This is a genomic window from Bradyrhizobium sp. CSA112 (assembly GCF_029051645.1).
Taxonomy (GTDB): Bacteria; Pseudomonadota; Alphaproteobacteria; order Rhizobiales; family Xanthobacteraceae; genus Bradyrhizobium.
The window spans coordinates 267,612-294,318 of record NZ_JAACFS010000003.1 but is presented as its reverse complement, the minus strand read 5'-3'; the positions used below and the strand labels follow the sequence as shown (position 1 = coordinate 294,318).

Here is a 26,707-nt window from a genome sequence, read left to right as displayed (position 1 = left end):
GGTTGCTCACACATTCAGATGGGTTGGGATGCGCAGATGGCGTCTTGCAGTCTCGACAAAGAGCGGATCGCGCTTCGCGGCCCAGACGGCAGCGGCATGACCAATTGCCCAGATCAGGAGGCCGGCAATCCAAAGCCGCAGGCCGAGACCGAGCGCCGCGGCAACGGTGCCGTTGACGATGGCGATCGCACGCGGCGCGCCGCCGAGCAGGATCGGCTCGGTCAGGGCGCGATGCACCGGTACCGCGAAGCCTTCAACGGGTCCGTCCATCAGATGAGCACCCCGCCGCCGAACGAGAAAAACGCCAGGAAGAAGCTCGACGCCGCAAATGCGATCGACAGACCGAACACGATTTGGATCAGGCGCCGGAAACCGCTGGAGGTGTCGCCGAATGCGAGGGTAAGACCGGTGACGATGATGATGATCACGGCCAGGATCTTGGCGACCGGTCCTTCGACCGATTGCAGGATCTGGTTGAGCGGCTGCTCCCATGGCATGTTGGATCCCGCCGCATATGCCGTGGGAGAGATCACTAAAGAGCTGAAAGTAGCGGCAGCCGTTTCCACCACGGGTCGCAATGTGATGTCCTTCACGATCGGTCTCCTGAGAGTGAGATGAGGTACTCGCCATCGGACGTCAGGCCCTCGACGCGCGCCAGTTCGGTCAACCGTCGGTTAGTGCCACGGCCGGAGAGAACGGCGATGACATCGATGGTTTCCGCAATCAGCGCGCGCGGCACGGTGACGACCGCTTCCTGGATGAGCTGCTCGAGCCGGCGTAGCGCGCCAAGCGCCGTGCCAGCGTGAATGGTGCCGACTCCTCCGGGATGGCCGGTGCCCCAAGCCTTGAGGAGATCGAGCGCCTCGGCGCCACGTACCTCACCGATTGGAATCCGGTCGGGACGCAGCCGCAGCGAAGAACGAACAAGGTCAGACAGTGAGGCAACGCCGTCCTTCGTGCGTAATGCCACGAGGTTTGGCGACTTGCATTGCAACTCCCGGGTATCCTCGATTAGCACCACGCGGTCGGTTGTCCTGGCGACTTCGGCCAGAAGCGCATTCGTTAAGGTGGTCTTGCCGGTCGAGGTACCGCCCGCCACGAGAATGTTGTGACGCTCCCGGACGGCTTCGCGGAGCATTTCTGCTTGAACTCCAGTCATGGTGCCGGCGGCGACATAATCGTCGAGCGTGAAGACGGCGACCGCCGGCTTGCGGATTGCGAAGGCTGGTGCTGTCACCACGGGCGGCAGCAACCCCTCGAATCGCTCTCCCGTCTCGGGCAATTCGGCCGAAACCCGCGGACTTGCCAGATGGACCTCGACGCCGACATGATGGGCAACAAGCCGAACAATGCGTTCGCCGTCGGCTGCGGCGAGTCGTTCGCCGGTATCCGCGAGACCTCCCGACAATCGATCGACCCAGAGCCGGCCATCGGGATTGAGCATCACCTCGATGATTACGGGGTCTTCGAGCCAGGACGCTATCGCTGGTCCGAGCGCGGTGCGCAACATGCGCGCACCACGCGATAGCATCTCGGATTGGGAAGAATGAACTGCCACCAACGCCCCCAAGACGCCGAGTGCGAAAATGGCTCAGCGACGGGGTTAGTAGAAAAGGCAGGTAGCGTGTCCGCGCAACAAGATCAGATCGGGCAGCGTGCCGTGGCGTAGCAAAAGAAAAAGCCTGCGAAATCACTCTTGAGGAATGATTGGCGACGCCTTGGCCGGCTCGACGTCGAGCGAGACCTCTTGAGCGAGGGTCTGGCCTCTGGCTAGCCGGCGCCCGAGTGCCTCGACAAAGCCCTCATATCGTTCCCGGCCCTTGGCCTTTGCGGCGGCTTGCGCCGTGTCGGGCAGCGGCGGCGTTGCCGTCAGCCAGAACCGTACGAACAAGGCCAAGGCCTCATTCGAGATCGTGATGTGGCGTTCGAGCCGCTCGACCTGCCTGGTCAACCGGTCAAGGCGACGGCCGAGTGCGGCCTCCATCCGCTCGGAATTGTCCGGCGACAGGAATGAGGCCAGTGCGGTTTCGACGACAAGCGCCTGGGGCACCCGCTTGCGGCTTGCATGATCGGCGAGCCTGACCGCAAGGTCCGGAGGCAAGCGAAACGTATGTTTTGTCCGCACTATCTCACCCTAGAGCTCGAGTCCATCGTCCGGGTCCATCGCGGCTTGGCGTGCCAGCCCGACGGCATTCTTGCGCATCGCGCGAGCCCGCACAGGGTCACCGTCGTCCTCGTCTTCCATAAAGTCGAACTCAGGCGGAGGCTTCAAAACGTCTGGTGCGATATCTTCATGCTTGGGAAGCTCCGGCTCGCGACGAATGCCGGAATTTGCGGGATCATCGAACGATCGTCGGCCATCCGACAGGATTTCTGGCTTGCCAGCACTGCTATTCGGTGAGTTTGGTAACCGGCTCCAATCATCCGGCCGAGCGCTGGCCTCGCGGTCGCGGGTGGATGATTCCGGCGGCGGCAGCACACGCTCAGCCAGGCGTTGATCCTCAAAATACCTCGCCTTTTTTGCGCGGATTGGAGGCGCACCCGAAACCAGCACCAACTGATCGTCAGGTGGAAGCTGCATCACCTCGCCCGGCGTGAGCAAAGGCCGCGCCGTCTCCTGCCGAGAAACCATGAGATGGCCGAGCCAGGGGCTTAGCCTGTGACCAGCATAGTTCTTCATTGCTCGCAGTTCCGTGGCAGTCCCAAGCGCGTCCGAAATCCGTTTGGCGGTGCGCTCGTCATTGGTCGCAAAGCAAACGCGGACATGACAGTTGTCGAGGATCGCGTTGTTTGGCCCATAGGCCTTCTCGATCTGATTGAGAGATTGGGCGATGAGAAAACTCTTGAGTCCATAGCCAGCCATGAAGGCAAGCGCGGACTCGAAGAAGTCAAGTCTTCCAAGCGCCGGAAACTCATCGAGCATGAACAGCAGGCGATGCCGACGGCCCTTGGCATGGAGGTCTTCAGTGAGACGGCGACCGATCTGATTTAGCACGAGCCGCACCAAGGGCTTGGTGCGACTGATGTCAGACGGCGGTACAACGAGATAGAGCGTCGTTGGCCGGTCATCCTCTATGAGATCGCGGATTCGCCAATCGCAGCGGCGTGTTACCTGGGCAACGACGGGATCGCGATAGAGACCCAGGAACGACATCGCCGTCGATAGTACGCCTGATCGCTCGTTCTCGCTCTTGTTTAACAACTCCCTCGCCGCAGAAGCGATCACTGGATGCGTCCCGGCTTCGCCAAGGTGCCGCGTAGTCATCATCGCGCGAAGCGTTGTTTCGATCGGACGCTTCGGATCGGACAGAAAGCTCGCGACGCCCGCAAGTGTCTTGTCCTGTTCCACATACAGAACGTGAAGGATAGCTCCGACCAGCAAGGCGTGGCTGGTCTTCTCCCAGTGATTACGCCGTTCAAGCGATCCTTCCGGGTCAACCAGTACATCAGCGACATTTTGGACGTCGCGGACCTCCCATTCCCCTCGCCTCACCTCCAAAAGAGGATTGTAGGCCGCGCTCTCAGAATTGGTTGGATCAAACAACAGCACCCGGCCGTGCCGGGCCCGAAAGCCTGACGTCAGGGTCCAGTTTTCACCCTTGATGTCATGGACAATGCAGCTTCCTGGCCAAGTCAGGAGTGTAGGCACAACGAGTCCGACGCCCTTCCCTGATCGGGTCGGCGCGAAGCACAGCACATGCTCCGGTCCGTCGTGCCGCAGATAACGTCTCTCGAAACGCCCGAGGATCACTCCGTCCGGCCCGACGAAGCCCGCGCGTCGAATCTCAGGTCCCTTCGCCCAACGCGCGGAACCGTATGTCGCGGCCGTCTTCGCCTCACGAGCCCGCCACACCGACATCGCAAATGCGACCACAATGGAAATGATCCCGCCCGATGCCGCAACGCATGCTCCTTCGACGAACACGTCAGGTGCATAGGCATCGTAGGCAAACCACCACCAAAGGAAGGACGGTGGAAAATAGACGGGAACACCATACGCAAGCTCAAACCAGGGTTCGCCGAGTTGGGGCTGATAGCCAAGCCGCCACGCGGTCCACTGCGTCGCGGCCCACATCGTGACCAGCACAATGGTGAAGACGACGAGAATCTGGTCCCAGAGAATTTTGGTGGCAGACATGGGCACCAGCAGATCAGACGATCCGCACCCCCTCGTACAAGCCTTTTGGAATGGTCAGCGCATTCCTGCGCATTCCTGCGAACAAATCGGCCGGTCTACCCGAACCGAAAGCATCCTACAAACAGCTCGCTCATCTGAAATTCGGGCCGTCATGGCCTTGTCAAGCATGGCCAGCCCTGACGCGCCCTGAGAGCACATAGCAACTGCTATGCGCCGCATGGTATCGCCATCGCGTGCGACCGCGTGGCAAAATCCAAGGTAAAGCAAACCAGATGCCTGCTGCGACCTGGAGGCCGACATTGACGGTAAACGCCGTTTTGTAGGCAACCTCAGGGTAGTGCCCCTCTATAGGGGTCCAGAGCTGAACCACCATGCCAGTCATATACTGCACGAAAAACGCACCACCGATGTGGAGCACGTTCAGCGCCGCATTGGCCCTTCCAGCAATTTCCTTGGGAAAATACTCGGCCAGGATCGCATAACTGAGAACGGTCGCAGTACAGACCGCCGCGACGACGGCCCATGGAAGATACGAGGGAATGGGCAACCGGAAGATCAGCGTCAGTTGAGCCGCAATGAATACCACAGCGACGACGCCCAATGGCACCCTCGGTCCGACACCGCGCCGGCCCAACCAATCGACCGCGACACCCAATAGAAGCGCCCCCACACCTAATGCGACTGCCATGACGAACAAATGCCGGAGCACTCCGGTCCGGTCGAGCCCTTCGACATCGCTGAGCCATGGCGCCACCCATAGTCCCTGCAACGCCCAAGCGGTTCCGATACAGGTCGCCGAAAGCGGAGCCAGGCGCCAAAAGCGCGGGTCGGCGTAAACCGTCGTTATACTGTTGGCGGTCGCATCGCTTGCAGCCGGCGCCTCAGGCACGACGACGTAGATAATAAGAGCGCATCCAGCCGACGCCACTGCGAGTAGCTCAAACAACCCTCGCCAACCAATCGAATCCAGTAGGTTTGCGGCGGGCAGCGTTGCCGTCAGGGCGCCCAAGGCCCCCAACATGATCATCAGACCGTTGAGCAGCGGGATACGCTCCGCGGGAAACCAGAGAACGAGGGCCTTCAAGCCAGCCGTCAATGCCGCGGCGACGCCTAGACCGATCAGCGCCCGGCCGCCGAGGAGCAGGAAATAATTGTTCGAGACAGCAAATAACGCCGCGCCCAGCGCTGCGGCGACCAACACAGCACACTGGATTCGTCTCGGGCCGTATCGGTCTAATAAGATGGCGATCGGAATCTGAGCAGCGGCGAAAGTCAGGAAGTACACCGACGTCAGCAGGCCAAGATCGCCGGCGCCGAGGCCAAATTCCGACGCAAGCGGGTTCGCGATCGTCGCATTGATAGTCCGGAACAGAAACGCAAGGTAATAGGCGGCAACGAACGGCAGGAACACGCACAGAATAAGACGCCAGTTTGTTGTCAGGTTTCCAGCAGGTCGGCGTGAACTCGCGTCCTGAGACGCTCCAGATCGTCGCAACTGATCGCTCGAATTTGCGCGAGCGATTTCCCAGGTCGTGGCGACCTTAGTGCAGAGGTATCCCCGCCTTGCCTGGAAAGTTGATCAAGCTGCCGCCCTCCCGAACGGCAGCGGGGTTGTGTGCATCACTGCCAAGCTGACTTGACGCGCGGACATCTGGCTCTTGAGCTGGGGAGTACGGTGCTGGCATCCCCTCCCCGACGACGCTAGCCTGCGTATCCCGTTTCGTCGTACCGATCCGATCTATCGTCTCCTGCATGAGAGATGTTCCCAAATGAACGCGTCGCCCGACTTGTGCGGCAAATTCGTCAAAGCGTTCCGCCCCTAGCATGCAGGCAGTGCGCAGAGCGGCGGCCGGCAGCGGTGGCGTCACTGCAAGGTGGTATCGGGCCTGAAGCGTGACAGTCTCGTTTACGATTCTAAGATCGCGATCGAGTTGCTCGAGTTGGCGGCCTATAAGGGTAAGGCGATGGTCCACCGAGAGGTTATCAGTGTCGTCGTCAGCACCCAGGAACTGAGCGAGCGCGGCCTCAACAAGCGCTGATTTGCTGGCACCGGGACGCTTGGCCGCCGCCGTTAGCCGTGCGGCCATCTGTTCAGATAGGTAGACGCCAATCCTGGGCTTCATGCTTGGACCTTGTTTGAAACGCTATTGAACTGCGCTTGCAGCGGGCACCTTGGGATCGGAAATTCGGCAACTGCCGAAAGTACCTCGACCGCCACGAACGTGACCTACAAAAGGAGCTACGCCCGGTCGCCGGGCAATCTCTCAATTGCTGTCGTCGTATGTTCGGATAGATCCGGATACAGAAACTGACTCAGCCCTGTGAGTGCCTTGGAGTAGCGGCACGACGCAGAGTTCGCACGCCGAAATGCGTGGCGCGTCCGGATCAAATTCCGAGACCAATTTTCCTTCCGATGGTCCAGGTCACGCCGCCCCCTTTCGTTGCGATGCCTGACACCTCCCGACCAAGATGCTCCTCCAGCGCCGGTCGCCAAGGTACAAGCTGGAATCCAAATCTATCGTCGATCATGGCAAACCGTCCCGATGCCAGCGTTACGCGTTGACGATAGATACCCGCGACATGCTCACCTTCAGACGAGGGATGATAGAGCAGTCCGGTCTCGGCCGAGAGCCTCGATGCAGCCGCTTCAAGGTCTCGTTTCCTTAAAGTATTGAGGAGATCGCGAGCGAAGATAACGCGCTGCCCTTGTCTCCGCGCGAGACCTTCGTTTGAGAGATGGTCGATCCGGCGCTCCATCGCATCTTGCACCGCTGTTCCGAAACCGGCGCCGCCGATCTCCGAATCACGCACAAGCAACTGCCAATCGATCCAGGTCGCCCCCTGCGCCGTGACCTGAGCCTCGATACTGAGATCCGATCGCGTGGCAAGCGCCAGGCGTTTGCGGCCTTGCGCGTCCTCGTATGACCGGGCCTCCACGATCGCGCCGGGCATGGCATCGCCGGTCATTTCCAGATCGGTGAACTTGATGTGATGCGTTCGTCCATCGACGCCCTCGATGATCGCATAGGCCGAACCTTTCAGCTCGTCATGCAGCCCGCGCTCGACCAGGCGGCCAACCACTGCGTCTGCCGGCTCATCGCCGTGCAGGGCGAAGCCAGAGACATCTGGATCGCGACCGATGCCGGCGATAGCCCGATGCATGGTCTTTAGGATATCGCGACGAATCGAGAGATCACGAAGCTTGTCCTCGATACCAGGTTTGAGGGTCCAGCAACCGGGTGCAATCTGCTCGGCAAGGCCGAAACGTTCCAGCCTGGTTGCTCGGCCGACCATCAGGCGGCGAAGTTCGGGGTCTTCACCTGTTGCATTTGGTCGAAGGTCCGCCACGCCGGCCCCTTCGTCGGCGGCAATACGCAACGCCTGATCTAGACTCGTCCAGCGCTCGGCCTCAACCTCCCTCGTCAGGGCAGATCGGATTTCTCGCTCGCTGCGTGGCCCGAGTTCGAGAGTAACGCGCTCGGTGGCGCGATTCCGAAAGCCGCGGCTGATGTAATCACGACTAATGACCAAATCCTGGCCGTTCGCGTCGCGGCCGCGGATCAGGACATGAACATGGGGGTTGTCGGTATTCCAATGATCGACCGCAATCCAGTCCAGTTTGGTTTCGAGGTCCGCTGCTACGTCGACCATTAGCTCTCGCGTGAAGCTACGGAGATTGCCGAGTTCGGCGGCATCCTCCGGAGATATGATGAAGCGGAAATGATGCCGGTCGTCCTCACAGCGTTCGACAAAGGCGCGCTCATCCGCCACATCCGATCTCGCGTCGAACATCCGGGCGTCGGCACCGTCCCGCGTCACGCCCTCCCGCTTCAAATAGGTGATATGCTTGAACAGCGGTGCTGAACGAAAGCGTGTGCCGTGGTGTCGGACCACGCGCGCTTTCATTGCGACTCGTCGCGAGGCCGGTGGTAGCGATGACAAGGAGAGCGCGGCACGCCGGCCTCGTCCAAAGCGGGACCGGCTCGCGCCGCCCTTGCCGCGTCCAAAACTGTCCCCGACATGTCCGGCCTTCTTCGCTGCTCGCATGACCTGGCCGACAAAGCTTTTCGGACGCAAGACGCGGCGCCCGCTGTCGCGAATGCGGCCGGGGCGAACGCGAAGGTCATTATCGCCGTGGCTCATGATGCTAGCCGCCGACTTGCGCTAAGAAGGGCCGCTCTCGATCCGTTGATTTTCTTGACATTTCCCGGTGAAGCGACGGCATGACCATTCCAGTCGTCCCCCAAAACTTAAACTCCACCAACCAAATGGGCCCGACCGAAGGCGGCGCTTTTCCCTTGCCGTCCGCGGTCTGTCTGCCCCTGCTCCGAACCACGCACCGGCAAGAATGCGAAGAGCTTGGACAGAATGCGATTCAGCTCATTGGCAGCGGACGCAACCGTCAGAACTGCAGACAAGACCGCCGCCACAGCGCAACAAGCGGCAATCCCAACAGAAGATGCCACCGTGCTCGCGACCATCCAGGGTGAAGCTGCTTCGCGCCGGCCGTTCGGCCGCCCTGGACGGCCGCTGCGCGCGGCGGCTGCTACAGCGTTGGTCGGGACGGAGGAATGGTGCCGCCCCCGATCGAACAGAGGAAAGGCAGACAGGGCGCACACGGAACGCACGATCAATCCTCCCAAGTCCACACGGGACGTACGCGACCGATGACAGCCGTCGCTGATGTCATTCCGAAGTAGCGCCCATCGAAAGAGTTCGCGGCTTGCCAGTTCATGAGGAAGAGCTTTCCGTCTTCGACGATGTCGCATCCTTCCCACGCCGGCAACGGCCGGCCACGACTGTCGCGCTCCCGCGCCTCGCCCATCTCGATGCCATCGACCGTAATGGTGCTCCCGGTTCTGCAGACAGCTTGTCCGGGAAGCGCCAGCACACGCTTCAACATCGGAACACCCCGCGGCAGGTAACGATTTCGGTCCAGATAGGTCGCCAGCGGTTCGGGCGGCTGAACGGCGACGAGTTCGGTGACGTAGTAGTTGCCGGCCGGGTGCAAGCGATAGAGGCCGACAGGGACACTCTCGGAACTGTTCCATATGTAGATTGGAGACGGCCCTACAACGATCGTCCCCACGAGAATGGCAACTGCACCGATCGTCATGGTGAGTATTCGGTTTCGAGTCGTCACGGGCTGATTCTTCGTCGATGGAGCCAGGCCTGATGGCGTGACTTTGTGTAAGCGCGCGGGGTTTCATTGACGGACAGACGGTTGTGGACGTGATGCCAATAATCGGGCGCGGCGTCGGCAGGATCGATGCCGAGGGCCTCGACGGCATCAATCAACTGCAACACACGCTCAACCTTTGGCCAGCCCGAAAGGTGCAAGAGAATCTCGCCGCCGGGTTTGACATAAGGGACAGTCGAGCAGCGTTGGCCGGTTACGACCGCACGCAAGATGTCGATGCGGCAAACGACCGTCCCAAAATCGTCCGACATCCAACGCACGAACGCAAAGATGCTGCCGGGTGCGAATGACAGGACACGCCTGTTGCGATCGAGAATCCCCTCCTCGGCGACGTGGCCGAAACGAATTCGGTTCTCGATACTTTTCTCAAGCCAGAGCAGCTCGACATGCGTGAGATCGCTCATGCGTCCGCTCCGTCGACCCGGAGGTCCAACGCTTGCAGGCGCGCACCCAGATCGCGCCGGTTATGAACAGTAAGGAAAACGGCTCGGTCCGTTAGAAGAAATCCTACGGATTTCTGGTTAGAAGAGTTACGGCTGCTGGAATGCGCCCGATAACAACCGCTTAAAACCGATTCCGGTCCCCGATAGCACGAGGATCCGGTCCCCGATAGCACGAGGGTTGTGGTCCCCGATAGCACGAGTTGATTCACAGCTTATCTCCAGCTTGAGGCACGAACCCGCGCTTGCGAAGCCGCTCCTCGAACGGATCGGTGCAACAGGGCGCAAAGTTCAAACGTTCGACGCCGTTTGGGTCGCGCGTGATCACGAGCTCATAGCCAGGCAAGGTCTGGCGACGAACGATTTCGCGCACGTCAAAGGCAAAGTGTTTGAGCGGCGAGAGGCTGCCGGATTTGGCGTGAAGATGCAGAAAATCAAAACTCCAGCCGCCCTGCTGGCGACCACCGTGCTTGCGGACAAGCCGGTAAAGCCAGCGCTCGAGTCCGCCGGTCAAACCAAAATAGGCGCGATCGATTCTCAACACGAGCGCGTCATCGATAACGCCGGCATAGAACCAATCCGGCAGGATCAGTTCGAGGCCCAACGGCCGCCCATTGGCATCGGCCGTCTCTTTCCATTCGTTGATCCAGGAGAAACGATGACGCCGCCGTTCTGCCGGCTGGCGGATCGACGTCAGCACCGAGGTCGCCTGCAATCGGTCGAGGCCCGCCTTGAGGCGATCGTAGTCGCGCGCGCTGGTGCCGCGGCCAACGAAGGTCAGAATTTCGTAAGGCGTAGCCGCCATCAGGCGCGAGGTTTTCAGGCCTGCATCGCGCGCCTCGACAATTTGCGAGGCTGCCCAGATCAGAACATCAGCATCCCAGATCGTTGCCATGCCGTGTTCAGGCACCGCTTCGACGCGAATGGAGATTGCGCCCGCGCGGAAATCGATCGGTACGACCCGCTTTGACTTGGCGAGCGAGAAGAACGGATAGGCCATCAAGTCCTGTGCGTCGCGCGGCGCGAGGTCGCTGGGCAAGGCACGGAACAACTCGAGCTGGCTGCGCTCGGATCGTAGTTTGTGCCGCATCTACCAAAGCTCTCGCAGCACTCAACGACGTTCCTGGCCCGCATAGGGGCGCAGAGCCGGGTGCTTCTTGGCTGGCAGTACGGTCCCCTTCCCGGGATCGGACGTCGATGTCTTGGCACCGAGATCGGCCCAGGCTTTCAAGTCATCGAGCGCGTAAACAACGCGGCCACCAATCTTCCGGTAGGTCGGACCTGTGCCGTAGGTGCGATGCTTTTCCAAGGTACGTCCGGAGAGACCCAGATATCGGGCGGCCTCGGGCGTCCGCAGGAAACGTGGCGGCAGACCGGCTATGGGATCGGGCATTTGAGAACTCCATGAAGAAATCGCGCTGATGCTGGCGGTGCCAGCGTGTGTGCGGTGATCATGGAGGAGCAGCCCCTCGCAGGAGGATGCCGAAGATCAAGGGGTGGATTTTCGATACCCCCGCGAGCGGCTAATTGTCCTTGCGTCTTGGACGCAGGAGTTCGCGATAGCCGCCGCGCATCAGGGCGAGGCCTCGCTGCACGAGGCGGATGGTACGATTGCGCAGATCGTGGGTCTTCCAGGCGCGCTCGGGGATCCGCTTCTTGCCAAAGAGGCCTTCGGCGATCGCGCGGTAGCTCTTGTTTTCATTGCGCCCGTCCAGTGCACGCAAGACCAGCGCAAACCGCTGGCGCCGTTGCGGGGGAAGGTCGGACAGCGGCGGACACGGCGAACGGCCGCTCATGGTACGCCAAAGTGATTGAGCAGCTCGGGCGCGGAGTTCAAACGCCGGGTCCAGTGGCAACTCAAACGCTTGCGGCGCGCCGGCGGCAGGCAGTTTCCTCATCCACACGCGATGCGTGGCACCACCGAACAGCAGCACGGCGTGCCAGCCGTCCGTGTTCTGCCGCAACTCCGTGGGCGACAGTTTGGTTAGATCAAGAGTGATCGGTTGAGCTGAAGTTTGCGACGACGAAGCTCCTACCGATAAAACCGTCGGCAGAACTTCAGGAGCCCAAAAAACGATCTGCTCGTGACAGGCCTTCTGCGGATCAGCCGCGAAAAGACAAGCCCCATTTATTCCGGAATTCGGCCGGGGCGGCGTCAAGCGGATTGGCAAGCGCGCAATAGTGTTTTCGGTATTCGGGGTTACGGCGAAGGCATTCCCAGGCGAGACCCGTCAGATCGGCGTTCTGCATTTTTGAATAGGCCTCGGGCGAGCGCCAATCGAATTCCGGCATTGTACTTGATCCCTCACGCAATACGGTGCGGCATTGCAGCACGAAAATTGTGAACCATTTTTGGTTGCAATGTGTAATGAACCGTTTGGTTACGCGAAATATCTCGCGGCAAAGAAATTATCCGCGCCAATCGGGTCTACAGATCCCTGTCTCAGTCCTTGGCGGAACCACCGCGAAGCAAATGGCCGTAGCCACGACTTGTCATCCATCTAGCCCGAGCCAGATGGCTCTCGAAGGCTGTCCGCGCGCGCTCCGGATGCTGGTCCGGATCGATGTGGAGGACGATGCGCGCCACCTCCCGCCAGTCGGCATTTTCAGCGTCTGCATCCAGCAGCCGGAGATAGGTGACGACATGTTGCTCGTCATAGGCCGTCAACACGGGGCTATCCGGTGCCAGGTCCGCAACCTCTGGGTCCAGCGGGGGTGACGGCATAAGATTCCTTTGAGAGCTACGGGGCTGCGCCTGCCAGCTCATAGCCCCAGTTTAGTCCTATTCAAGGCAGTTCGCAGCCAAGCTTTGCGAAGGCAGCAATTCCCGGACGGCATCTCTCGTCGTTGTGCGCTTTGTAGAAAATACTCCGTGATTAAATACTCTTCAAGTCGTTGCGCTCTCGGGCATGGATATCCGAGAGATATTGGCGCTCAACTTGAGGAAGCTTCGGGCGGCGAGAGGCATCTCGCAAGAAGAACTCGCGCATCGTGCTGGAATCGACCGCACCTATATCAGCTCGCTTGAGCGAAGCGTTTACGCGGCGAGTATCGATGTCCTGGATAGGATTGCGCGCGTCCTCAATGTCGAGGTTAGTGACCTTCTCAAACGACCAGCGCCAACAGCGGCGAAGAAGGGTCGCAGTCCAGCTAACGATTGAATGCAAAACACAGCAATAGTCGGGCCAGTCGTTTCCGCGAGCCGGGCCAAAGGTCCGGCGAGCGCCGGTGCAGATACGCGTCGCCGCCGCCGATCCGCTTGCGGGATCGGCGGCGGCGCACTTGGGGCGCCTGTGCACGAAATGGAAAAGTGGCCGCGCAATTGCATTCAATTGCGCGGCCCGCTTTCTAGATTGCGCGTTCCATCAAGCGCTTTGCCTTACCTTCGAGTTCCAGCCGCGCATCCTGATGGGATTTGGTCCGGGCCAAGGCGGTGATGCCTTGCACGAAGTCAAAGACGCTTTCGGGTTTCCGGTTTTCTTCTCCGAGGACAGTTTCGATAATCCTCGCGGTCTCCGATTTGGAAAACCCGCCTTTGCGCAAGACGCTGTCCCGGTCCTCATCCGTTCGGGCAACGATCCGCCCCCGAGCGGCCTTGATACCGGCAACGAATGGCGCGGGCGAAGAATTGGCAAAGCTGGTCAAGGCCGGTGCCGCCTCGTGTGCGAAGCGTTGGGCCGCGAACTTGGAATGACGGATGGTGATTTGTTCGAAATTCTCGACGCCCCATAGATTGCGATTCATGCAGACGGCGCGAAGGTAAAAACTGGCAATTCCGAGCGTCTTGCTGCCGACTTCGCTGTTCCAGCAGTAAAATCCCCGAAAATACAAATCCGGTGAGCCGTCCGATAAGCGCCCCGCCTCGATCGGATTGGTGTCGTCGACCAGAAACAGAAACACGTCGCGGTCGCTGGCGTAAAGCGTGGTTGTGTCCTTGGTCACGTCCACAAAGGGGTTGTGGGTCATGGTGCTCCAATCCATCACGCCCGGCACCTTCCACCTTGTGTCGCCATTGCCATTGCCTGCGATTTTCATAACGGCGGCGACCAGTTCATGATCCCAGATGCGGCCGTAATCCGGCCCGGTCACGGCGCGAAGTTCGACACGTCCGTTATCGGATTCCAGGGTTTTCACGAGTTCGGCGCGATGGGAGAGCAAGCCGTGTTGCAGGTTGATGGCCGACAAGGCCGCGGGAAGCTGCCGCAAATAGGAGGTTGGCGCGCCGACCAGCGTACACAACTGGCCGAAACTCCAATGCGTTGGCATGACCTGTTCGTCACGTCCCGGCACCATCAAGGCAAGCCGTTCTGAACTATCCCGGCTCGCTTCCACCCGAATGGTCCGGCTTTCCACCGTCCGCGCCTGCGCGCGTTCCGCCCTGCCCCGCACGGCTTCATACAGATCGGAAAGGTTCAGAAAGCGTTCGTCATCGGGGCGCGCAAACCATTCCGAGGAAACACGGCCAATGCGCTGGCCACGCGATACGTCCACGCGGAAGCCACCGGAAACAGGCTGCTCACTTTGAGACAGGGTCATCATGTTCATGGTCTTTCTCCTTTGGGCTGAGGTTGAAGCGCAGCGCTGCGCTGCAACCCTGCCCGTCGGCGAGACCTGGGGTAGCAAGGGCAAGGGCGGCTGGACGCGGAGGGGGATCACCCGCCTGACAAGGGCGCGCGACCACGCGCGCGTCTGCACGCGCCTGATAACCACATCATCCATGAAGATCCTTTGCGGCGCGGAAGACCGGGGAAACCCGTCCGGCCGGCACGCATGGCGTGCTTCACCCTTGCCCGCGCGAGGGCGGAGCCCTTAGTCGCCCTTCAAATAAGAAATGCTCCCTCTTGCTTCCACGCAAAGCAGACCAGAGACACAAAGAAGCCCCGCCTCCTGAGAGGCGGGGCTAGTGACCCCGTAGGGATCAGTCGCCGCTACGGCGGGACCAGATCAGGGTGAAGCCTTCGTCGCCCTCGATCTTTACCAGCGAGGCGTAGATCGGTGCCGGAAAGGTCGGATCGTCGAGCTTGACCGAGAGATACTCGCGATCGCTGTCGCGGGCAGTCCTCTTCCAGGCGGCGCCGAATTCGGTGACGCCGGCGAAGATGCGATAGTCGGGCGCCTTGTCGTTGTCCTTCTCGGACGGGGCGAACCTTGCCTTGATGTTCAGCGTCAGCGTTTTGATCGAACCGATGAAGCCGTTGTCCGACGCGGTGAAGGTGCCGATGGTAGCCATGGTAGTCTCCGTTTGTTGCTCGGGCTGCGCCCATCGCGGCCTCGATGGCGATCCTTGGCCCGGGGAGCGATCGGCCCGCAGCCCTTGGGCTCGCAGCGTAAGCGGAGAACGGCGTAAGCCTGCTTTTTTTTACTTCCCGCGAGGAATGCCGCTTCGCGGCAGGGGAAAAAAGCAGGCGGAGCCGTTGCGGGAAGGCGATCGAGGCCTTTGGCCGGCCCTCGGGCCTGATCAGCCCATTCGAGGTTGCGTTGGTCGCAAGCCATGAACGAACTGACGGAGACTACCATGGCTGCCGGTAGCGCCTCAGCACAAGGACGCAGCTTGACCGGTCGAGTACATGCTGACTGATGCGCGTGATCGGCCATGACGGCGCGTCGGGGCAAACGCGAGCAAGCGCTTTCGCATTCTGTCGCAGGGGATCGAAGGCGACCCGAGGCAAATCCCGCCGAAAGACAATCCAAGGGCTCGTAATCGTCCGACAATGGAGCATTTGCGAAAACCTCGCCTCGCCGATCAGAGGTCGGCAACACGGTGATCACACCAATGCCAGCGACAAACGGTGCATCTGCGAGGGATTGCGCCTGCTTCACCGGGAGGGCTTAAGCGAAGTGCAGCCTTGCCGCCCGTTGGATCGGCGCGCGCCGGACAGGCGCGCGGCCGAATTTCTTGGCAGTCAGCCGGGGCCGCTAACGCCGCCCCCGCTGGAATTCACTCTGCAGCCTGCGAGTAGGTATCGCTGCGTTCTACTGTCGGCATATCGGCCTGTTCCGCGGCAGGCTTAGCCGTCCTTAGCTAGGCAGGCAGCCAATCCATCGGGGCCAGCAATTGCTCGGCCGCTTCCGCCATGTCGAACTTCTTCATATCCGCCTCGTAGCTCACGCCTCCCTGCACGGCTTCCAGAATGCGTGCCTTGGTGACGCGTTCGAGATAGCTCTGCGCGGGCGGCGGCCAATGCCCGTTCATGTCGAGCGAGACGGCTTCCGCCAGACGATCCGCGGTCGCAATCGCCCGGGGCCTACGGTCCCACGGCAATCTAACTGCATTGACGGTCAGGACAACGCAGTGAGCGAACAGCGCCAGTCGGCTATCGTGATCGAGTGACATGGATAGACCTTGCCATCCGGCCCAGGCCCGACTATCTTACTTTTATCTTACCGGATGAAGCCGCCATGTCCGCCAAGCAGAAGATGACCACCACCGTCTCGACCAAGGGCCAAGTGATATTGCCCAAGGCGATCCGAGAACAGCGGCACTGGCCTGCCGGAACGGAACTGATGGTGGAGGATACCCCCGAGGGCGTATTGCTGAAGGCGAAGCCCGCTTTTGCGTCCACCCGGCCGAAAGACGTATTCGGCTCCCTATCCTACAAGGGGCCAGCAAAGTCGATCGCGGATATGGAGGCAGGGATCGCCGCCGAGGCGAAACGGCGGCATGCTCGCAATCGATACTAATCTCATCGTCCGCTATCTGGTGGGCGACGATCCCGGACAGGCTGCCCGGGCACGCCGACTAATCGACAACAATGACGTCTTCGTCTGCACCACAGTCCTGCTAGAGACGGAGTGGGTGCTGAGGAGCGTCTATGGGTTTTCCGCTGCCCAATGCGCCAAGGCCCTCTCCGATTTCGCGGGGCTGCCGCGCACGAGTCTGGAAGATGCTACCGCCGCGGCGAAGGCATTGGGCTGGATGCGGCAGGGCGTGGACTTTGCGGATGGCCTGCATCTGGCCAAGGCGGAAGGCTGTGAGGCCTTCGTCAGCTTTGACCAGGATTTCGCCAAAGCCGCTAACGCCCTCGGCGGCATCAAGGTGCGGGCGCCCTGACACCTCGCTCGCAGTGATTGCACAGAGTTTGGCCTGAAGACCAGAACCGTGCGATTCACGAGAGAGACATGCGACGTTCACGCGCCCAGGACGGCACTGATGCTGGCACAGAGTCGGGAGCGCCGCCGGAGAGGCTAAAACCGGACTGCTCGCAGAGACGAGGTCTGCGCAACGGAGTCCGCGGCAAATCCAGACCACTTCTTTCTTTCACCGCATGCTTTCGCGGAACCCAAGCATGGATACGATGCTCAAGATTGCCAGACTGGGCTGTGTGGTCTTTCGATCGGATCGGTGCTCGTCTCAAAGACAGTCGCTCCACAAGCATTGGGTCAGTGCTTGCCTAAGTGGAGGATGCAGTTCCGACAGAGCCGTTGATTAAGAGGCGTATGATCTTGTTGGAAAATCAATGTCTATTCCGACAAATGTGTCGTCCAACCTGCATTGAATTTGCAGTGGGTTTTCCCTTGTCGGAATGACAGTCTCGATCGCCGAGGGACGATCAGACTGCAGTGTCTCGAGTCAGGATTTCGTGCAGCGCGAAATCCACTATCGTGGAAGCCGCAACCCAACGCGATTTCAGCGCTGGACGTGGGTTGTGGTGCGCTCGGAGTACGGTCGCTTTTGTTGCGATTTCAATGGCCTATCCGAGTGCAGCAAGCCGTAAGGTGCCTATCAAGGCCAACGGTGCCGTTGCAGGAGGGTCCGCCGGTAGCCGGGGCGCACCCGCCCATCCAGGTCGAGCCATGACAGCGTGTGCTTGAGCCACTTCTCGTCGTCCCGTTTTGCGAAGTCCTCGCGTGCATGAGCGCCCCGGGCTCTCGGTGCGGCCGATCGCCGAACGCAGACTGACGCTTGCCTGCGCCAACATGTTGTCGAGCTCGAGCGCCTCGATGAGATCCGTACTAAGCATCATGGACCGGTCGGCGACGCCCAGGTCATCCCGCATCATCGCGATGACGTCCGCAAGCGTGTCCGCGCCTTCTTCCAGCAACGAGCCAGTGCGGAACACCGCACAATGTCGCTGCATGGTCCGCTGCATCGCCAGCCTGATCGCGCCGGCTCCACTCTTGCCCTTCGACCATTTGATGCGGTCGAGCCTTGCAACGGCGCGATCGCTCGCCTCGTCCCGGAGCGTCGGATGGCCTTCCCCTCGGCGCAGGCGCTCCGTCGCCCGCAGCGCCGCCGCGTCCGAACACGATGATATCGAGGAGTGAGTTCGAGCCAAGTCGGTTGGCATCGTGAACCGAGACGCAGGCGGCCTCACTGCTCGCCATTAGCCCGGGGCACGATCACGAGCTCGACCACGTCGGCAAGGCCCTTGCATCCAGCGGATTATTCTGATGCATTTCATACTCCGTGCCGGGAATGCATCGGGATTGTCGGGATGCGGCGATCGGCTGAGGCCTGCGCACGACTGATTTAAGAAGACAATGCACCACGGAATTTGAAACGACTCGACAGCAACTGACACCGCGTTAGCTGATCAAGCATGGCCGCCATTTGCGGCCTTGTAGCGGGGGCAAATACATGAACGTTACCCAGCTCTCGGATCGGGTGCGGCGCGAGCTGACGTATCTAAGCTATCCCCCTCGAGAGTGGACTTTGCCACACTCTAAGGACGGTGTTCCGGTCCTGGATGTGCTGATTGTCGGCGGTGGCCAAAGCGGACTTGCGACCGCGTTAGGTCTGAGGCTTGAGCGGATCACAAATATCAGAGTTATCGACCGGAGTCCGCGTGGGCTCGAAGGGCCCTGGCGCCGATTTGCCCGCATGAAGGAGTTACGGACTCCAAAGGAAGTGACTGGCATCGATTTCGGCATCCCAAGTCTCACGGCCCGCGCGTGGTATGAGGCGAAATTCGGCCGCCGGGCATGGGAGCGCATCGACAAAATATCTCAGGAGATATGGCGCTCGTATCTCGACTGGTACCGCGATGTTCTCGACATAATCGTCGAAAACGAGGTTGAGCTCACGTCGATCGAGCCTGACGGCGATTTCCTCTTGGCTCATCTCCGCCGCCCGGACCGGATCGAACGCGTCCACACGCGAAAGATCGTCCTCGCAACTGGTTTCGATGGTAGCGGAAGTTGGCGGGCTCCTCGGGCTCTTGTCGCTGATCTCCCGGCGGAGCGTTATGCCCATTCGGCTGATGACATAGACTTCCGTAAACTTACGGGAAAGCGCGTTGGCGTACTCGGCGTGGGGGCTTCCGCCTTCGACAACGCGGCTAGCGCGCTTGAAGCCGGCGCCGCTCGGGTGGACCTTTGCTTCCGTCGCTCAGCCATTCCCCGGGTCAACCCCCTCATCTGGATGAACTTCGCGGGCATGTTCGGCCATTTTGGAGAATTGTCAGACCTGGAACGCTGGCGCTTCATGCGCCACATTCTGGAGGAGCTTCCGGTACCACCCACTCAAGATACATTTTGGCGCTGCCGCAGATTTGAAAATTTCGCGTGGCATGCCGATTGCGCATGGAAATCGGTTCGTGACGAAGCAGACGTCGCGACAGTCGAAACCAGCGCTGGCACCTTCGCATTTGACTTCATCATCTTTGCTACGGGCGTTGAGACAGACCTTTCGGCCCGCTCAGAGCTTGCGCCGATCCTTCACCAAATTGCCCTTTGGCGCGACCGATTCACGCCTCCGCCCGGTGAGGAAAGTGATCTGCTCGCACGCTACCCTTATCTTGGCGCAGCATTTGAATTCATGGAGCGGCAGCCCGGAAGCGCTCCTTTCCTCGGTCGACTGCACAATTTCAGCTTCGGAGCTATGCCTAGTCTAGGTTTAACGGGAGCGGCTATTACTGGAATAAAGTATGGGGTGCGCCGACTGGTGAACGGTTTGGCGCGGGACCTGTTTCGGGAGGATTCCGCCGCATATTATCAAGATCTTCTCACCTATGCGGCGCCTGAATTGGAAACGCTTGAAAGTGCGTACGCATGGGTCAGCCATCTCGGCACCGAAGCACTCAGTTCCGACAAAGTGATCGATCAGCTCGGCCCAGCCATGCTCGCCGCGTTTCGCGGCGCACTCCAGTCGCGAAATTCAACCGATGAACCTGCCGCCACTATCTCCCGGCAACGCGTCCGTGCGAAGCGCGCGATCGCCCGGAGACTGCTCAAAGGAACAAAAACACGAGTGAAACGGCGCCAGCGCGCCAAGTGAAATTGAGAGAGGGACTGCGTTGCCAAAGGTTACAAAAGCGTTGCCGCGCCAGGACGCGGGCGAGGCCGGGCAACACGTCTTTGCCTGCCTCGGAGATCTTCTTGCCCACTATGGACGAATATCGCCTAACCACCCTGCCATTCTAGCGCCCGGGCGCGAATCGCTGACATATGGCGCGCTCTGGGCCCGAACGAACGAAATTGTTCGTGAGTTGCGCGACCTGGGTATCGGTAGAAGTGACCGCGTAGCGGTTGTGTTGCCTGGCGGAGCGGATGCTGCGGTGGCAACAATAGCGGTCGCCGCTGGCGCGGTTTGTGTGCCACTTCACCCTGGCTTTGCCGCAAACGAATGGCGACGCTATTTCGGCGATCTCCGGGTAGCAGCGCTCTTGACGCACCCCGACGTGGATTCGGCGAGCCGCGGTGTCGCATATAGCCTCGGCATACCTGTCATCGATCTGTCGCACCGATCCCGCGAGGTGCTCGGTGCCTTCAGCCTTGTTTGTCCGGCGGCGCGACCTGCCGTCGTCGGCGAACTGGCGGCCGACGCTAACGACGCGTTTATCCTATTGACCTCGGGCAGCACGGCGCAGCCGAAGCTGGTCCCTTTGAGCCAGGCCAGCGTTTGTCGGTCGGCGTATAACGCAGGCGCAGCCTTGGTGCTTGAACCCCAAGACCGATTGTTGAACGTTCTGCCGCTGGTTCACGCGCATGGCCTCATCTCGGGACTGCTGACTGCGCTGGCCGCTGGGTCCAGCGTTGTATGCCCGCCCGCCTTCGATGCTTTGGCTTTCTTCGGCTGGCTGACCAAATTTCGACCCACTTGGTACACAGCAGTCCCGCCAATCCATCGAGCGTTGATATCGGCGGCACGCCGCCACAAGCGCGACAGCCGGCTATCATCCCTGCGAGTTATCCGGTCCGCTTCTGCATCTTTGCCAACCGACGTGCTTGACGAGCTGGAAGAGCTTTTTGGTGTTCCCGTAGTCGAGACCTACGGCATGACGGAAGCTGCGAGCCAGATAGCCGCGAACCCTCTCGAACGACGGAAGCCCGGATCTGTTGGCAAGCCCACCGGGGTCGAGATCGCTGTCATGGACAGCGAGGGCCGACCATTACCCGCCGGGGAACGTGGAGAGGTCGCTCTAAGAGGCCCGACCGTCGCGAGGGGCTATGACAACAACGAGGTTGCTACAGAATCCGCTTTTCAGGGCGGTTGGTTCCGAACCGGCGATCTCGGCTACATGGACACCGAGGGATATCTATTTCTGCTCGGTCGCATCAAGAAAGCGGATGTAATCAACCGTGGTGGGCAGAAGGTTTCACCTGCCGAGGTGGAAAGGGCATTTTTGAGCCACCCCAACGTTGCCCAAGCCGTAGCTTTTCCCATTACCCATACGCGACTTGGAGAAGACGTCGCTGTGGCTGTTGTTCTGCGGGCGGGGGCCAAGATCAGCTCACAGCAGCTCCGGCGGTTCGCGAGCGAGCACCTTGCGCGGTTCAAGGTGCCCGGCCTGATCCGCATTGTGCCGGCGATCCCGTCAGGCCCCGACAGCACGATCGTTCGCGGTGAACTCGCCACCTTGCTTTCGATAGCGACGCCGAGGTCACGCGTAGAGCGCAACGCCCATTTGGCGGCCCCTCGCTCGGAGACTGAGTGGCAACTGGCCAAACTCTGGGCGGATCTCCTGGAACTCAATGAGGTCGGGGTCGATGAAGACGTCTTCGCGCTCGGCGCCGATTCCCTCACGGTGGCGCAGCTGCTTTCGCGCCTGCGGGCACGCTTCGGTGTCGATTGCTCGTTCAGGGATGTTTTTGATGCGCCAACCGTTGCGTCTCTAGCGGCCCTGATCGAGCCATCGAAGAAGGACGACATCGCGCCCCCTGGCTTACGCGACATCGCGGCGGATAGCCGCGGCCGGCTGTCGCTCCAGCAACAAAGAATCTACGTCCTTAGCGGGATAGATAGGATCGAACACAAGTTCCACGTCGTGGCCGGCGTGCTTCTGTCTGGACCGCTCGATCCTGACCTTCTTGAGGCGAGCGTCGCGACAATCGGTGAGCGCCATGAGGCATTAAGATCGATCTTCATGGAACGTCTAGGGGAACCGATGCAAACGGTCACGACAGTTCGGCCTTGCCTGGAGCGCTTTGACCTCCGACCGCTGCCCGAGCCCAAGCGAGCCGGCGCGATTCAATCGCGGACATGGGAGTTGCTGCAGCAACCCTTCGACATTGAAAGGGAGCCGCCCATAGGGGCGCAGCTACTGAGACTTGACGAATATGACTATGCCCTGCTGATCAAGCTTCATCATCTGATCACAGACGGGTGGTCGCAGCGGCTATTTCTGGAAGAACTCGAAGTACTTTATAACGCCGGATCAAAAGGGATTCCTGCCAAACTTCCCGAGATCCCATTCCAATACCGACATTTCGTAGAATGGCAGCGCGCGTGGCTACGAACGTCCGCCGCGGCGGCCCAGCTTAACTACTGGCGTGGGCGACTCGAAGGGTTGACTGAACTCCCGCTGCGAACGGACTGGCCCCGTCCGAATACGTGGACAGGGCGCGGCGCTAGGCTGCCGCTGACGTTGTCTCAGACCTTGTCCGGCGGCATCAAGTCGTTGAGCCGAACCCACAATGCCACCTTGTTCATGACACTCCTCGCCGCGTTTCAGTGCCTTCTCTGCCGGTACACACAGCACGAGGACATCGCGGTTGGGTCGCTCATTGCCAACCGCAATCAGATCGAAACTGAGCGACTTATCGGGATGTTTGCCAATGCGGTCGTTCTTCGTACCGATCTATCCGGCGACCCCTCATTCAGTGAGGTGCTGCGGCGTGTTCGGCAGGTGACGTTGGATGCTTATCGAAACCAGGAACTGCCGATCGAAGAAATTCTGCAGGCACTCCGTGTGCCCCGCAGCCTGGATCGCAATCCTTTGTTTCGGGTGATGTTCATTCTGCAAAAGGCATCTTTGACACGCCTGGCCCTCCATGGACTATCCGCCCGCTCTATTGACGCTGACCCTGGTATTGCGCGGTCCGATCTGTTGCTCGAACTCATTGACGAGGATGGGCGTCTGAACGGCTGGCTCGAGTACAGCACCGAACTCTTTGAGGCTGGTACGATTAAGCGAATGGCGGCACATTTCCGCACGCTGCTGGAGTCAATTGTCGCAAATCCCGATCAACGGATCTCTCGTCTGCCGCTTTTGCCGGTAGCCGAACGGAAGCAAGTCGTTGTGGATTGGAATCAGACCGAGACCAGGCTGCCCCGCCTCAGCACTTTCTCCGAACGCTTCGACAGGCAGGTCGAGAGCACTCCAGACGCCGTGGCGGTTTCCGTCGGGCGGGTTCGGCTCGGTTATATTGAGCTCGCAAGCCGGGCCTCTGCCATTGCCGGTCGGCTCTGTCGTGAGGACATCTGCCGTGATGAAGTGGTTGTCTTGTTCGCTGAACGCGGTATTGACTTGCTGGCTGCAATGATCGCGGTGCAGCGGGCGGGCGGTGCATTTCTTTCTCTGGACCCAACGATGCCCGCCGCGAGGCTGGCACAGATCATCCAGCACAGCTGCGCACGCGTCGTACTGACCACGCAAGACTGTGCGGCGGCGCTGCAAATGACGCTATCCGGGTTGCGTCGCAGAGAGCGCCCTCGAATACTGATTCTCGAAAAGCTTAATACGGCAATCTCTCATGACTCGATGCCTGCGGTCGGCAGGACGCCCTCAAGTTTGGCCTACTTAATCTACACCTCTGGCTCGACGGGCGCTCCGAAAGGAGTCATGATTGAGCGGCGGGGCATGTTCAACCACCTACTTTCCACGATCGCCAACTTCGGATTGTCAGCCTCAGACGTGGTCGCTCAAACATCGCCCCAGAGCTTCGTCATCTCCGTCTGGCAGTTTCTCGCTGCCCCTCTCGTAGGCGCGCGCGTCCACGTCTGCGCCGACGAGGTGGTGCGGGATCCGGCTTTGCTCATGAACGAGATCTCTCGCGAGGGGATAACCCTTCTGCAAATTGTGCCGGCGCTGTTGCGTGAAATCCTCCGGAGGGTAGCCAACGAGCCCGCCTTTCATACGCTGAGCCGACTTCGAGCGCTGATATCCACAGGCCAAAGCCTCGCGCCGGATCTCTGTCGTGATTGGTTCCGGCATTTTCCAGCCGTGCCCATCATCAACGCGTACGGGGCGACCGAAGCTTCTGACGACGTGGCAACGCATCGCCTCACGGGGCCGCCGACTTCAACCGCAAACGTGCCGATAGGTCGCGCCATAGCAAACACGCGCCTCTATGTGTTGGATTCCCACTTGCAGCCGGTGCCAATCGGCGTTGCGGGTGAGCTGTATGTGGCCGGCGTCGGCGTGGGTCGCGGTTACCTCAATGACCTAGAACAGACCCGACACAGATTCTTGCGCGATCCGTTTTCGAAACGCCCCGGCGCGCGCCTGTTCCGGACTGGGGATCTGGCGCGCTGGCGGGCCGACGGTACCCTGGAATGCCTCGGGCGCATCGACCATCAGGTCAAGATCCGTGGCCGCAGGGTCGAACTCGAGGAGATCGAGCATATTCTCTTGGAGCACTCAAAGGTCCAATCCGCCGCCGTAGTGGCGCGGGAAGTCGAGAGTGAGGTGCGACTGGTTGCCTACATTGTCGGAGCTGCCGACGGGCAACCGAAGGCCAACGAGCTTACCGATTTCCTCAAGACGCGATTTTCGGCCCACATGATCCCCGCGGGCTACTGCTTCCTGGATCACATGCCGTTGACGCCCCATGGCAAGCTCGATCGTGCCGCGTTGTTAGCGATCCGCGGCCGGCTGACTCTAACAGAGGGCGAGTTCGTAGCGCCACGAAACTCTACCGAGGAGGTCCTGGCCGGCATATGGGCAGATTTGCTTGAGGTCGAGGAAGTCGGCATTTTTAGCGACTTCTTCGATTTGGGCGGCCATTCGCTCCTGGCCGGACGGGTCCTGGCGCGGGTCGCAAATGTCTTCCGCGTTTCGTTGCCTATTCGGGCGCTCTTTGAGGCAACTACAATCGAGGCGCTGGCCCGGCGGATAGACGAGGCACGCGCGACACAATCAACCGAGTCACGGCCCGAAATTGCGCGCGTTGAGAGAGATGGTCGCCCGGCGATCTCCATCCTGCAGGAGCATGTGCTTAGGATCGAGCGAGAATTGCCGGGCCTGCCCCAGTTCAACTTACCTTTCGCCTATCGGTTGCAGGGACCGCTAAACGTCCCGGCGCTTGAACGGAGCCTGGTTGAGGTCGTTCGTCGGCACGATTCGTTGCGCACGGGCTTTAGCTGGGTGGGCGAGCGGCCCGTCCCCTTCGTCATGCCAGCCTCTGACCTCGTTTCACCCCTCGGCATCGAAGACCTTGCTATAGGGACATCTGCCGGAAACAACCGAGTCAGGGCACTCCTGCTCAAAAAAGCGGAGCTGCGAGCAGCGCAAGAAGCCTGGAAACCCTTCGACATGACGCGCGCGCCGTTATTCCGGACGCACCTATTGCGGCTCGGTCCCGACGACCACGTCTTGCTACTGATCCTACATCATATCATCGTCGACGGCTGGTCCATCGGGATCTTCTTTGAGGAGGTCGCGGAGGCCTATTCCGCGTTTGCGGCCGGTCGACAAGTGCAGTTGCCGCCGCAAGCGTTTCAGTTTTCCGACTTCGCTGACTGGCAGCGTCGGTGGTGTACTACCGAATCAGCGACCCGGCAGCTCGCCTATTGGAAGGATCACTTGCGCGAGGCTTCACCTGTTTTCACCACAGATGTTGGCGCCGCAGGCGCGCTGCTGACCTCGCGCATTGCCCACGAACTGTTTCATCTGTCGAGTGATTTGCTTGTTCGTCTGAGCGCCCTGAGCCGTAGCCAAGGAGGGACCCTTTTCATGACCTTGCTGGCCGGTTTCAAAGCTATGCTGTTGGCTCGGACGGGACGCGGTGACATTTGCGTCGCCACTGCAATGGCCAACCGCACTCAGCAGTGGACAGAGCGCGTTATCGGGCCGATGGAAAACACCACGTTGATCCGAACCCAAATGGATTCGGATCTGTCATTTCGCGAAGCGCTCAGTCGCGTGCGCGATTCTGTCCTGGAGGCCTACGCGAGGCAGGAGTTTCCCTTCGAGATCCTTGCCGCGCGGCTGGCGGAAGAAGACGATGCGGATCCAGCATCGCTTATTCAAGTGTTTTTCGTTCTTCAGAACGCGATTCGCCGGCCACTTGAGCTGCCCGACGTGGTGGCCCAATCATTCGGAAGCGCTCACACGGAAGGGCAGCCGGCCCTGCCTATCGATCGCACTTGGCTTACGTTGAGTCTCAAGGAGAAACCGTCAGGCCTTACTGGCTCTTGCACCTACAAGGTCGGCCTGTTCGAGGCGAACACTCTCCAGAACTGGATCGCGGAATACAAGGCGATCTTGGCCAAAGCCGTCGCAAACCCTGAGATATCACTTGGCGTGTTGACGGATCGTTGAGCAATGATGTCGAACGCCGATCGCGCAAAAGCCAAGAAACGATTGCTGCGGATCAACCCCATGCCCGGTTCGCGAAAAGGCCAACCAACAATGATCTGACCTAACCCAGCTCCTGTTCCCGATGACCTACTAAGAGCAACTTACTGAAAGGCGTTTGACTACAATCTCCTGATAATAGACGATAGATTTGTTAATTTTTCGATTGTTCAGCTCCCGCGACCAGAGG

General features: G+C 60.2%; 23 protein-coding genes. 5 read left to right on the top strand and 18 right to left on the bottom strand.

Annotation, left to right across the window (positions count from 1 at the left end; genetic code table 11):
- Window positions 1–6 precede the first annotated feature (6 nt).
- The 15 genes from GWE18_RS08895 to GWE18_RS08825 all read right to left on the bottom strand — a co-directional run bounded on the left by GWE18_RS08895 (window position 7) and on the right by GWE18_RS08825 (window position 12,503).
- On the bottom strand, window positions 7–270 hold the full coding sequence (locus tag GWE18_RS08895; protein ID WP_275185382.1) for a VirB3 family type IV secretion system protein: 264 nt from the start codon (window positions 268–270) through the stop codon (window positions 7–9).
- On the bottom strand, window positions 270–593 hold the full coding sequence (locus GWE18_RS08890) for a TrbC/VirB2 family protein (RefSeq protein WP_275185381.1): 324 nt from the start codon (window positions 591–593) through the stop codon (window positions 270–272). Before GWE18_RS08890 ends, GWE18_RS08895 begins: the two co-directional genes overlap by 1 nt.
- Window positions 590–1,558, bottom strand: a complete 969-nt coding sequence (gene trbB / locus GWE18_RS08885) for a P-type conjugative transfer ATPase TrbB (protein ID WP_275185380.1) — start codon at window positions 1,556–1,558, stop codon at window positions 590–592. Before trbB ends, GWE18_RS08890 begins: the two co-directional genes overlap by 4 nt.
- A gap of 132 nt (window positions 1,559–1,690) precedes the next feature.
- On the bottom strand, window positions 1,691–2,125 hold the full coding sequence (locus GWE18_RS08880) for a hypothetical protein (RefSeq protein ID WP_057900525.1): 435 nt from the start codon (window positions 2,123–2,125) through the stop codon (window positions 1,691–1,693).
- 9 nt (window positions 2,126–2,134) lie between these two features.
- Window positions 2,135–4,138 (bottom strand): conjugal transfer protein TraG, encoded by a 2,004-nt coding sequence (locus GWE18_RS08875; protein WP_275185379.1) that lies wholly within the window; start codon window positions 4,136–4,138, stop codon window positions 2,135–2,137.
- 160 nt (window positions 4,139–4,298) lie between these two features.
- Window positions 4,299–5,549, bottom strand: a complete 1,251-nt coding sequence (locus tag GWE18_RS08870) for an MFS transporter (protein WP_275185378.1) — start codon at window positions 5,547–5,549, stop codon at window positions 4,299–4,301.
- A 130-nt stretch (window positions 5,550–5,679) separates the two neighbouring features.
- The gene (locus tag GWE18_RS08865) at window positions 5,680–6,261 is read right to left on the bottom strand and encodes a ribbon-helix-helix domain-containing protein (protein ID WP_275185377.1); all 582 of its coding nucleotides are present in this window, start codon (window positions 6,259–6,261) and stop codon (window positions 5,680–5,682) included.
- Window positions 6,262–6,523: 262 nt separating this feature from the next.
- Window positions 6,524–8,281, bottom strand: a complete 1,758-nt coding sequence (locus GWE18_RS08860; RefSeq protein WP_275185376.1) for a DUF3363 domain-containing protein — start codon at window positions 8,279–8,281, stop codon at window positions 6,524–6,526.
- A 487-nt stretch (window positions 8,282–8,768) separates the two neighbouring features.
- Complete coding sequence (locus GWE18_RS08855; protein WP_275185375.1) at window positions 8,769–9,254, bottom strand: S26 family signal peptidase; 486 nt, start codon at window positions 9,252–9,254, stop codon at window positions 8,769–8,771.
- Window positions 9,255–9,277: 23 nt separating this feature from the next.
- Complete coding sequence (locus GWE18_RS08850) at window positions 9,278–9,742, bottom strand: DUF2840 domain-containing protein (protein ID WP_275185374.1); 465 nt, start codon at window positions 9,740–9,742, stop codon at window positions 9,278–9,280.
- 244 nt (window positions 9,743–9,986) lie between these two features.
- The gene (locus GWE18_RS08845; RefSeq protein ID WP_275185373.1) at window positions 9,987–10,868 is read right to left on the bottom strand and encodes a replication initiator protein A; all 882 of its coding nucleotides are present in this window, start codon (window positions 10,866–10,868) and stop codon (window positions 9,987–9,989) included.
- A 21-nt stretch (window positions 10,869–10,889) separates the two neighbouring features.
- Window positions 10,890–11,171 (bottom strand): helix-turn-helix domain-containing protein, encoded by a 282-nt coding sequence (locus GWE18_RS08840; RefSeq protein WP_275185372.1) that lies wholly within the window; start codon window positions 11,169–11,171, stop codon window positions 10,890–10,892.
- Window positions 11,172–11,301: 130 nt separating this feature from the next.
- A complete protein-coding gene (locus tag GWE18_RS08835) occupies window positions 11,302–11,937 on the bottom strand; it encodes a DUF2285 domain-containing protein (protein WP_342804240.1) in 636 nt (211 codons plus the stop codon).
- The gene (locus tag GWE18_RS08830; protein WP_275185594.1) at window positions 11,882–12,028 is read right to left on the bottom strand and encodes a DUF6499 domain-containing protein; all 147 of its coding nucleotides are present in this window, start codon (window positions 12,026–12,028) and stop codon (window positions 11,882–11,884) included. The genes GWE18_RS08835 and GWE18_RS08830 overlap by 56 nt, the downstream gene beginning before the upstream one ends.
- A 193-nt stretch (window positions 12,029–12,221) precedes the next feature.
- Window positions 12,222–12,503: a DUF2285 domain-containing protein gene (locus GWE18_RS08825; RefSeq protein WP_275185371.1), complete on the bottom strand. Its 282-nt coding sequence runs from the start codon at window positions 12,501–12,503 to the stop codon at window positions 12,222–12,224.
- 184 nt (window positions 12,504–12,687) lie between these two features.
- Between GWE18_RS08825 and GWE18_RS08820 the strand changes: the two genes are divergently transcribed.
- Window positions 12,688–12,939, top strand: coding sequence for a helix-turn-helix transcriptional regulator (locus tag GWE18_RS08820; RefSeq protein WP_275185370.1), 252 nt, complete (start codon window positions 12,688–12,690; stop codon window positions 12,937–12,939).
- Between the two features lie 187 nt (window positions 12,940–13,126).
- Here the strand turns inward: GWE18_RS08820 and GWE18_RS08815 are convergent, their stop codons facing one another.
- The 3 genes from GWE18_RS08815 to GWE18_RS08805 form a co-directional block, all read right to left on the bottom strand.
- Window positions 13,127–14,317 (bottom strand): DUF932 domain-containing protein, encoded by a 1,191-nt coding sequence (locus tag GWE18_RS08815; RefSeq protein WP_275185593.1) that lies wholly within the window; start codon window positions 14,315–14,317, stop codon window positions 13,127–13,129.
- 379 nt (window positions 14,318–14,696) lie between these two features.
- The gene (locus tag GWE18_RS08810; protein ID WP_275185369.1) at window positions 14,697–15,008 is read right to left on the bottom strand and encodes a DUF736 domain-containing protein; all 312 of its coding nucleotides are present in this window, start codon (window positions 15,006–15,008) and stop codon (window positions 14,697–14,699) included.
- 792 nt (window positions 15,009–15,800) lie between these two features.
- Window positions 15,801–16,112, bottom strand: coding sequence for a hypothetical protein (locus GWE18_RS08805; RefSeq protein ID WP_342804239.1), 312 nt, complete (start codon window positions 16,110–16,112; stop codon window positions 15,801–15,803).
- 65 nt (window positions 16,113–16,177) lie between these two features.
- Between GWE18_RS08805 and GWE18_RS08800 the strand changes: the two genes are divergently transcribed.
- The 4 genes from GWE18_RS08800 (at window position 16,178) to GWE18_RS08785 (ending at window position 26,481) form a co-directional block, all read left to right on the top strand.
- On the top strand, window positions 16,178–16,459 hold the full coding sequence (locus GWE18_RS08800; RefSeq protein ID WP_057852821.1) for an AbrB/MazE/SpoVT family DNA-binding domain-containing protein: 282 nt from the start codon (window positions 16,178–16,180) through the stop codon (window positions 16,457–16,459).
- Window positions 16,440–16,829: a type II toxin-antitoxin system VapC family toxin gene (locus tag GWE18_RS08795; RefSeq protein WP_275185368.1), complete on the top strand. Its 390-nt coding sequence runs from the start codon at window positions 16,440–16,442 to the stop codon at window positions 16,827–16,829. The genes GWE18_RS08800 and GWE18_RS08795 overlap by 20 nt, the downstream gene beginning before the upstream one ends.
- A 1,527-nt stretch (window positions 16,830–18,356) precedes the next feature.
- On the top strand, window positions 18,357–19,994 hold the full coding sequence (locus tag GWE18_RS08790) for an NAD(P)/FAD-dependent oxidoreductase (RefSeq protein ID WP_275185367.1): 1,638 nt from the start codon (window positions 18,357–18,359) through the stop codon (window positions 19,992–19,994).
- 19 nt (window positions 19,995–20,013) lie between these two features.
- Window positions 20,014–26,481, top strand: a complete 6,468-nt coding sequence (locus GWE18_RS08785) for a non-ribosomal peptide synthetase (RefSeq protein ID WP_275185366.1) — start codon at window positions 20,014–20,016, stop codon at window positions 26,479–26,481.
- Window positions 26,482–26,707: the final 226 nt, after the last annotated feature.

Coding starts and splice junctions, on each gene's coding strand:
- GWE18_RS08895 (WP_275185382.1), bottom strand. CDS start 270: ATGGACGGACCCGTTGAAGGCTTCGCGGTACCGGTGCATCGCGCCCTG.
- GWE18_RS08875 (WP_275185379.1), bottom strand. CDS start 4,138: ATGTCTGCCACCAAAATTCTCTGGGACCAGATTCTCGTCGTCTTCACC.
- GWE18_RS08865 (WP_275185377.1), bottom strand. CDS start 6,261: ATGAAGCCCAGGATTGGCGTCTACCTATCTGAACAGATGGCCGCACGG.
- GWE18_RS08860 (WP_275185376.1), bottom strand. CDS start 8,281: ATGAGCCACGGCGATAATGACCTTCGCGTTCGCCCCGGCCGCATTCGC.
- GWE18_RS08855 (WP_275185375.1), bottom strand. CDS start 9,254: ATGACGATCGGTGCAGTTGCCATTCTCGTGGGGACGATCGTTGTAGGG.
- GWE18_RS08850 (WP_275185374.1), bottom strand. CDS start 9,742: ATGAGCGATCTCACGCATGTCGAGCTGCTCTGGCTTGAGAAAAGTATC.
- GWE18_RS08845 (WP_275185373.1), bottom strand. CDS start 10,868: ATGCGGCACAAACTACGATCCGAGCGCAGCCAGCTCGAGTTGTTCCGT.
- GWE18_RS08840 (WP_275185372.1), bottom strand. CDS start 11,171: ATGCCCGATCCCATAGCCGGTCTGCCGCCACGTTTCCTGCGGACGCCC.
- GWE18_RS08830 (WP_275185594.1), bottom strand. CDS start 12,028: ATGCAGAACGCCGATCTGACGGGTCTCGCCTGGGAATGCCTTCGCCGT.
- GWE18_RS08825 (WP_275185371.1), bottom strand. CDS start 12,503: ATGCCGTCACCCCCGCTGGACCCAGAGGTTGCGGACCTGGCACCGGAT.
- GWE18_RS08820 (WP_275185370.1), top strand. CDS start 12,688: ATGGATATCCGAGAGATATTGGCGCTCAACTTGAGGAAGCTTCGGGCG.
- GWE18_RS08815 (WP_275185593.1), bottom strand. CDS start 14,317: ATGATGACCCTGTCTCAAAGTGAGCAGCCTGTTTCCGGTGGCTTCCGC.
- GWE18_RS08810 (WP_275185369.1), bottom strand. CDS start 15,008: ATGGCTACCATCGGCACCTTCACCGCGTCGGACAACGGCTTCATCGGT.
- GWE18_RS08805 (WP_342804239.1), bottom strand. CDS start 16,112: ATGTCACTCGATCACGATAGCCGACTGGCGCTGTTCGCTCACTGCGTT.
- GWE18_RS08800 (WP_057852821.1), top strand. CDS start 16,178: ATGTCCGCCAAGCAGAAGATGACCACCACCGTCTCGACCAAGGGCCAA.
- GWE18_RS08795 (WP_275185368.1), top strand. CDS start 16,440: ATGCTCGCAATCGATACTAATCTCATCGTCCGCTATCTGGTGGGCGAC.
- GWE18_RS08790 (WP_275185367.1), top strand. CDS start 18,357: ATGAACGTTACCCAGCTCTCGGATCGGGTGCGGCGCGAGCTGACGTAT.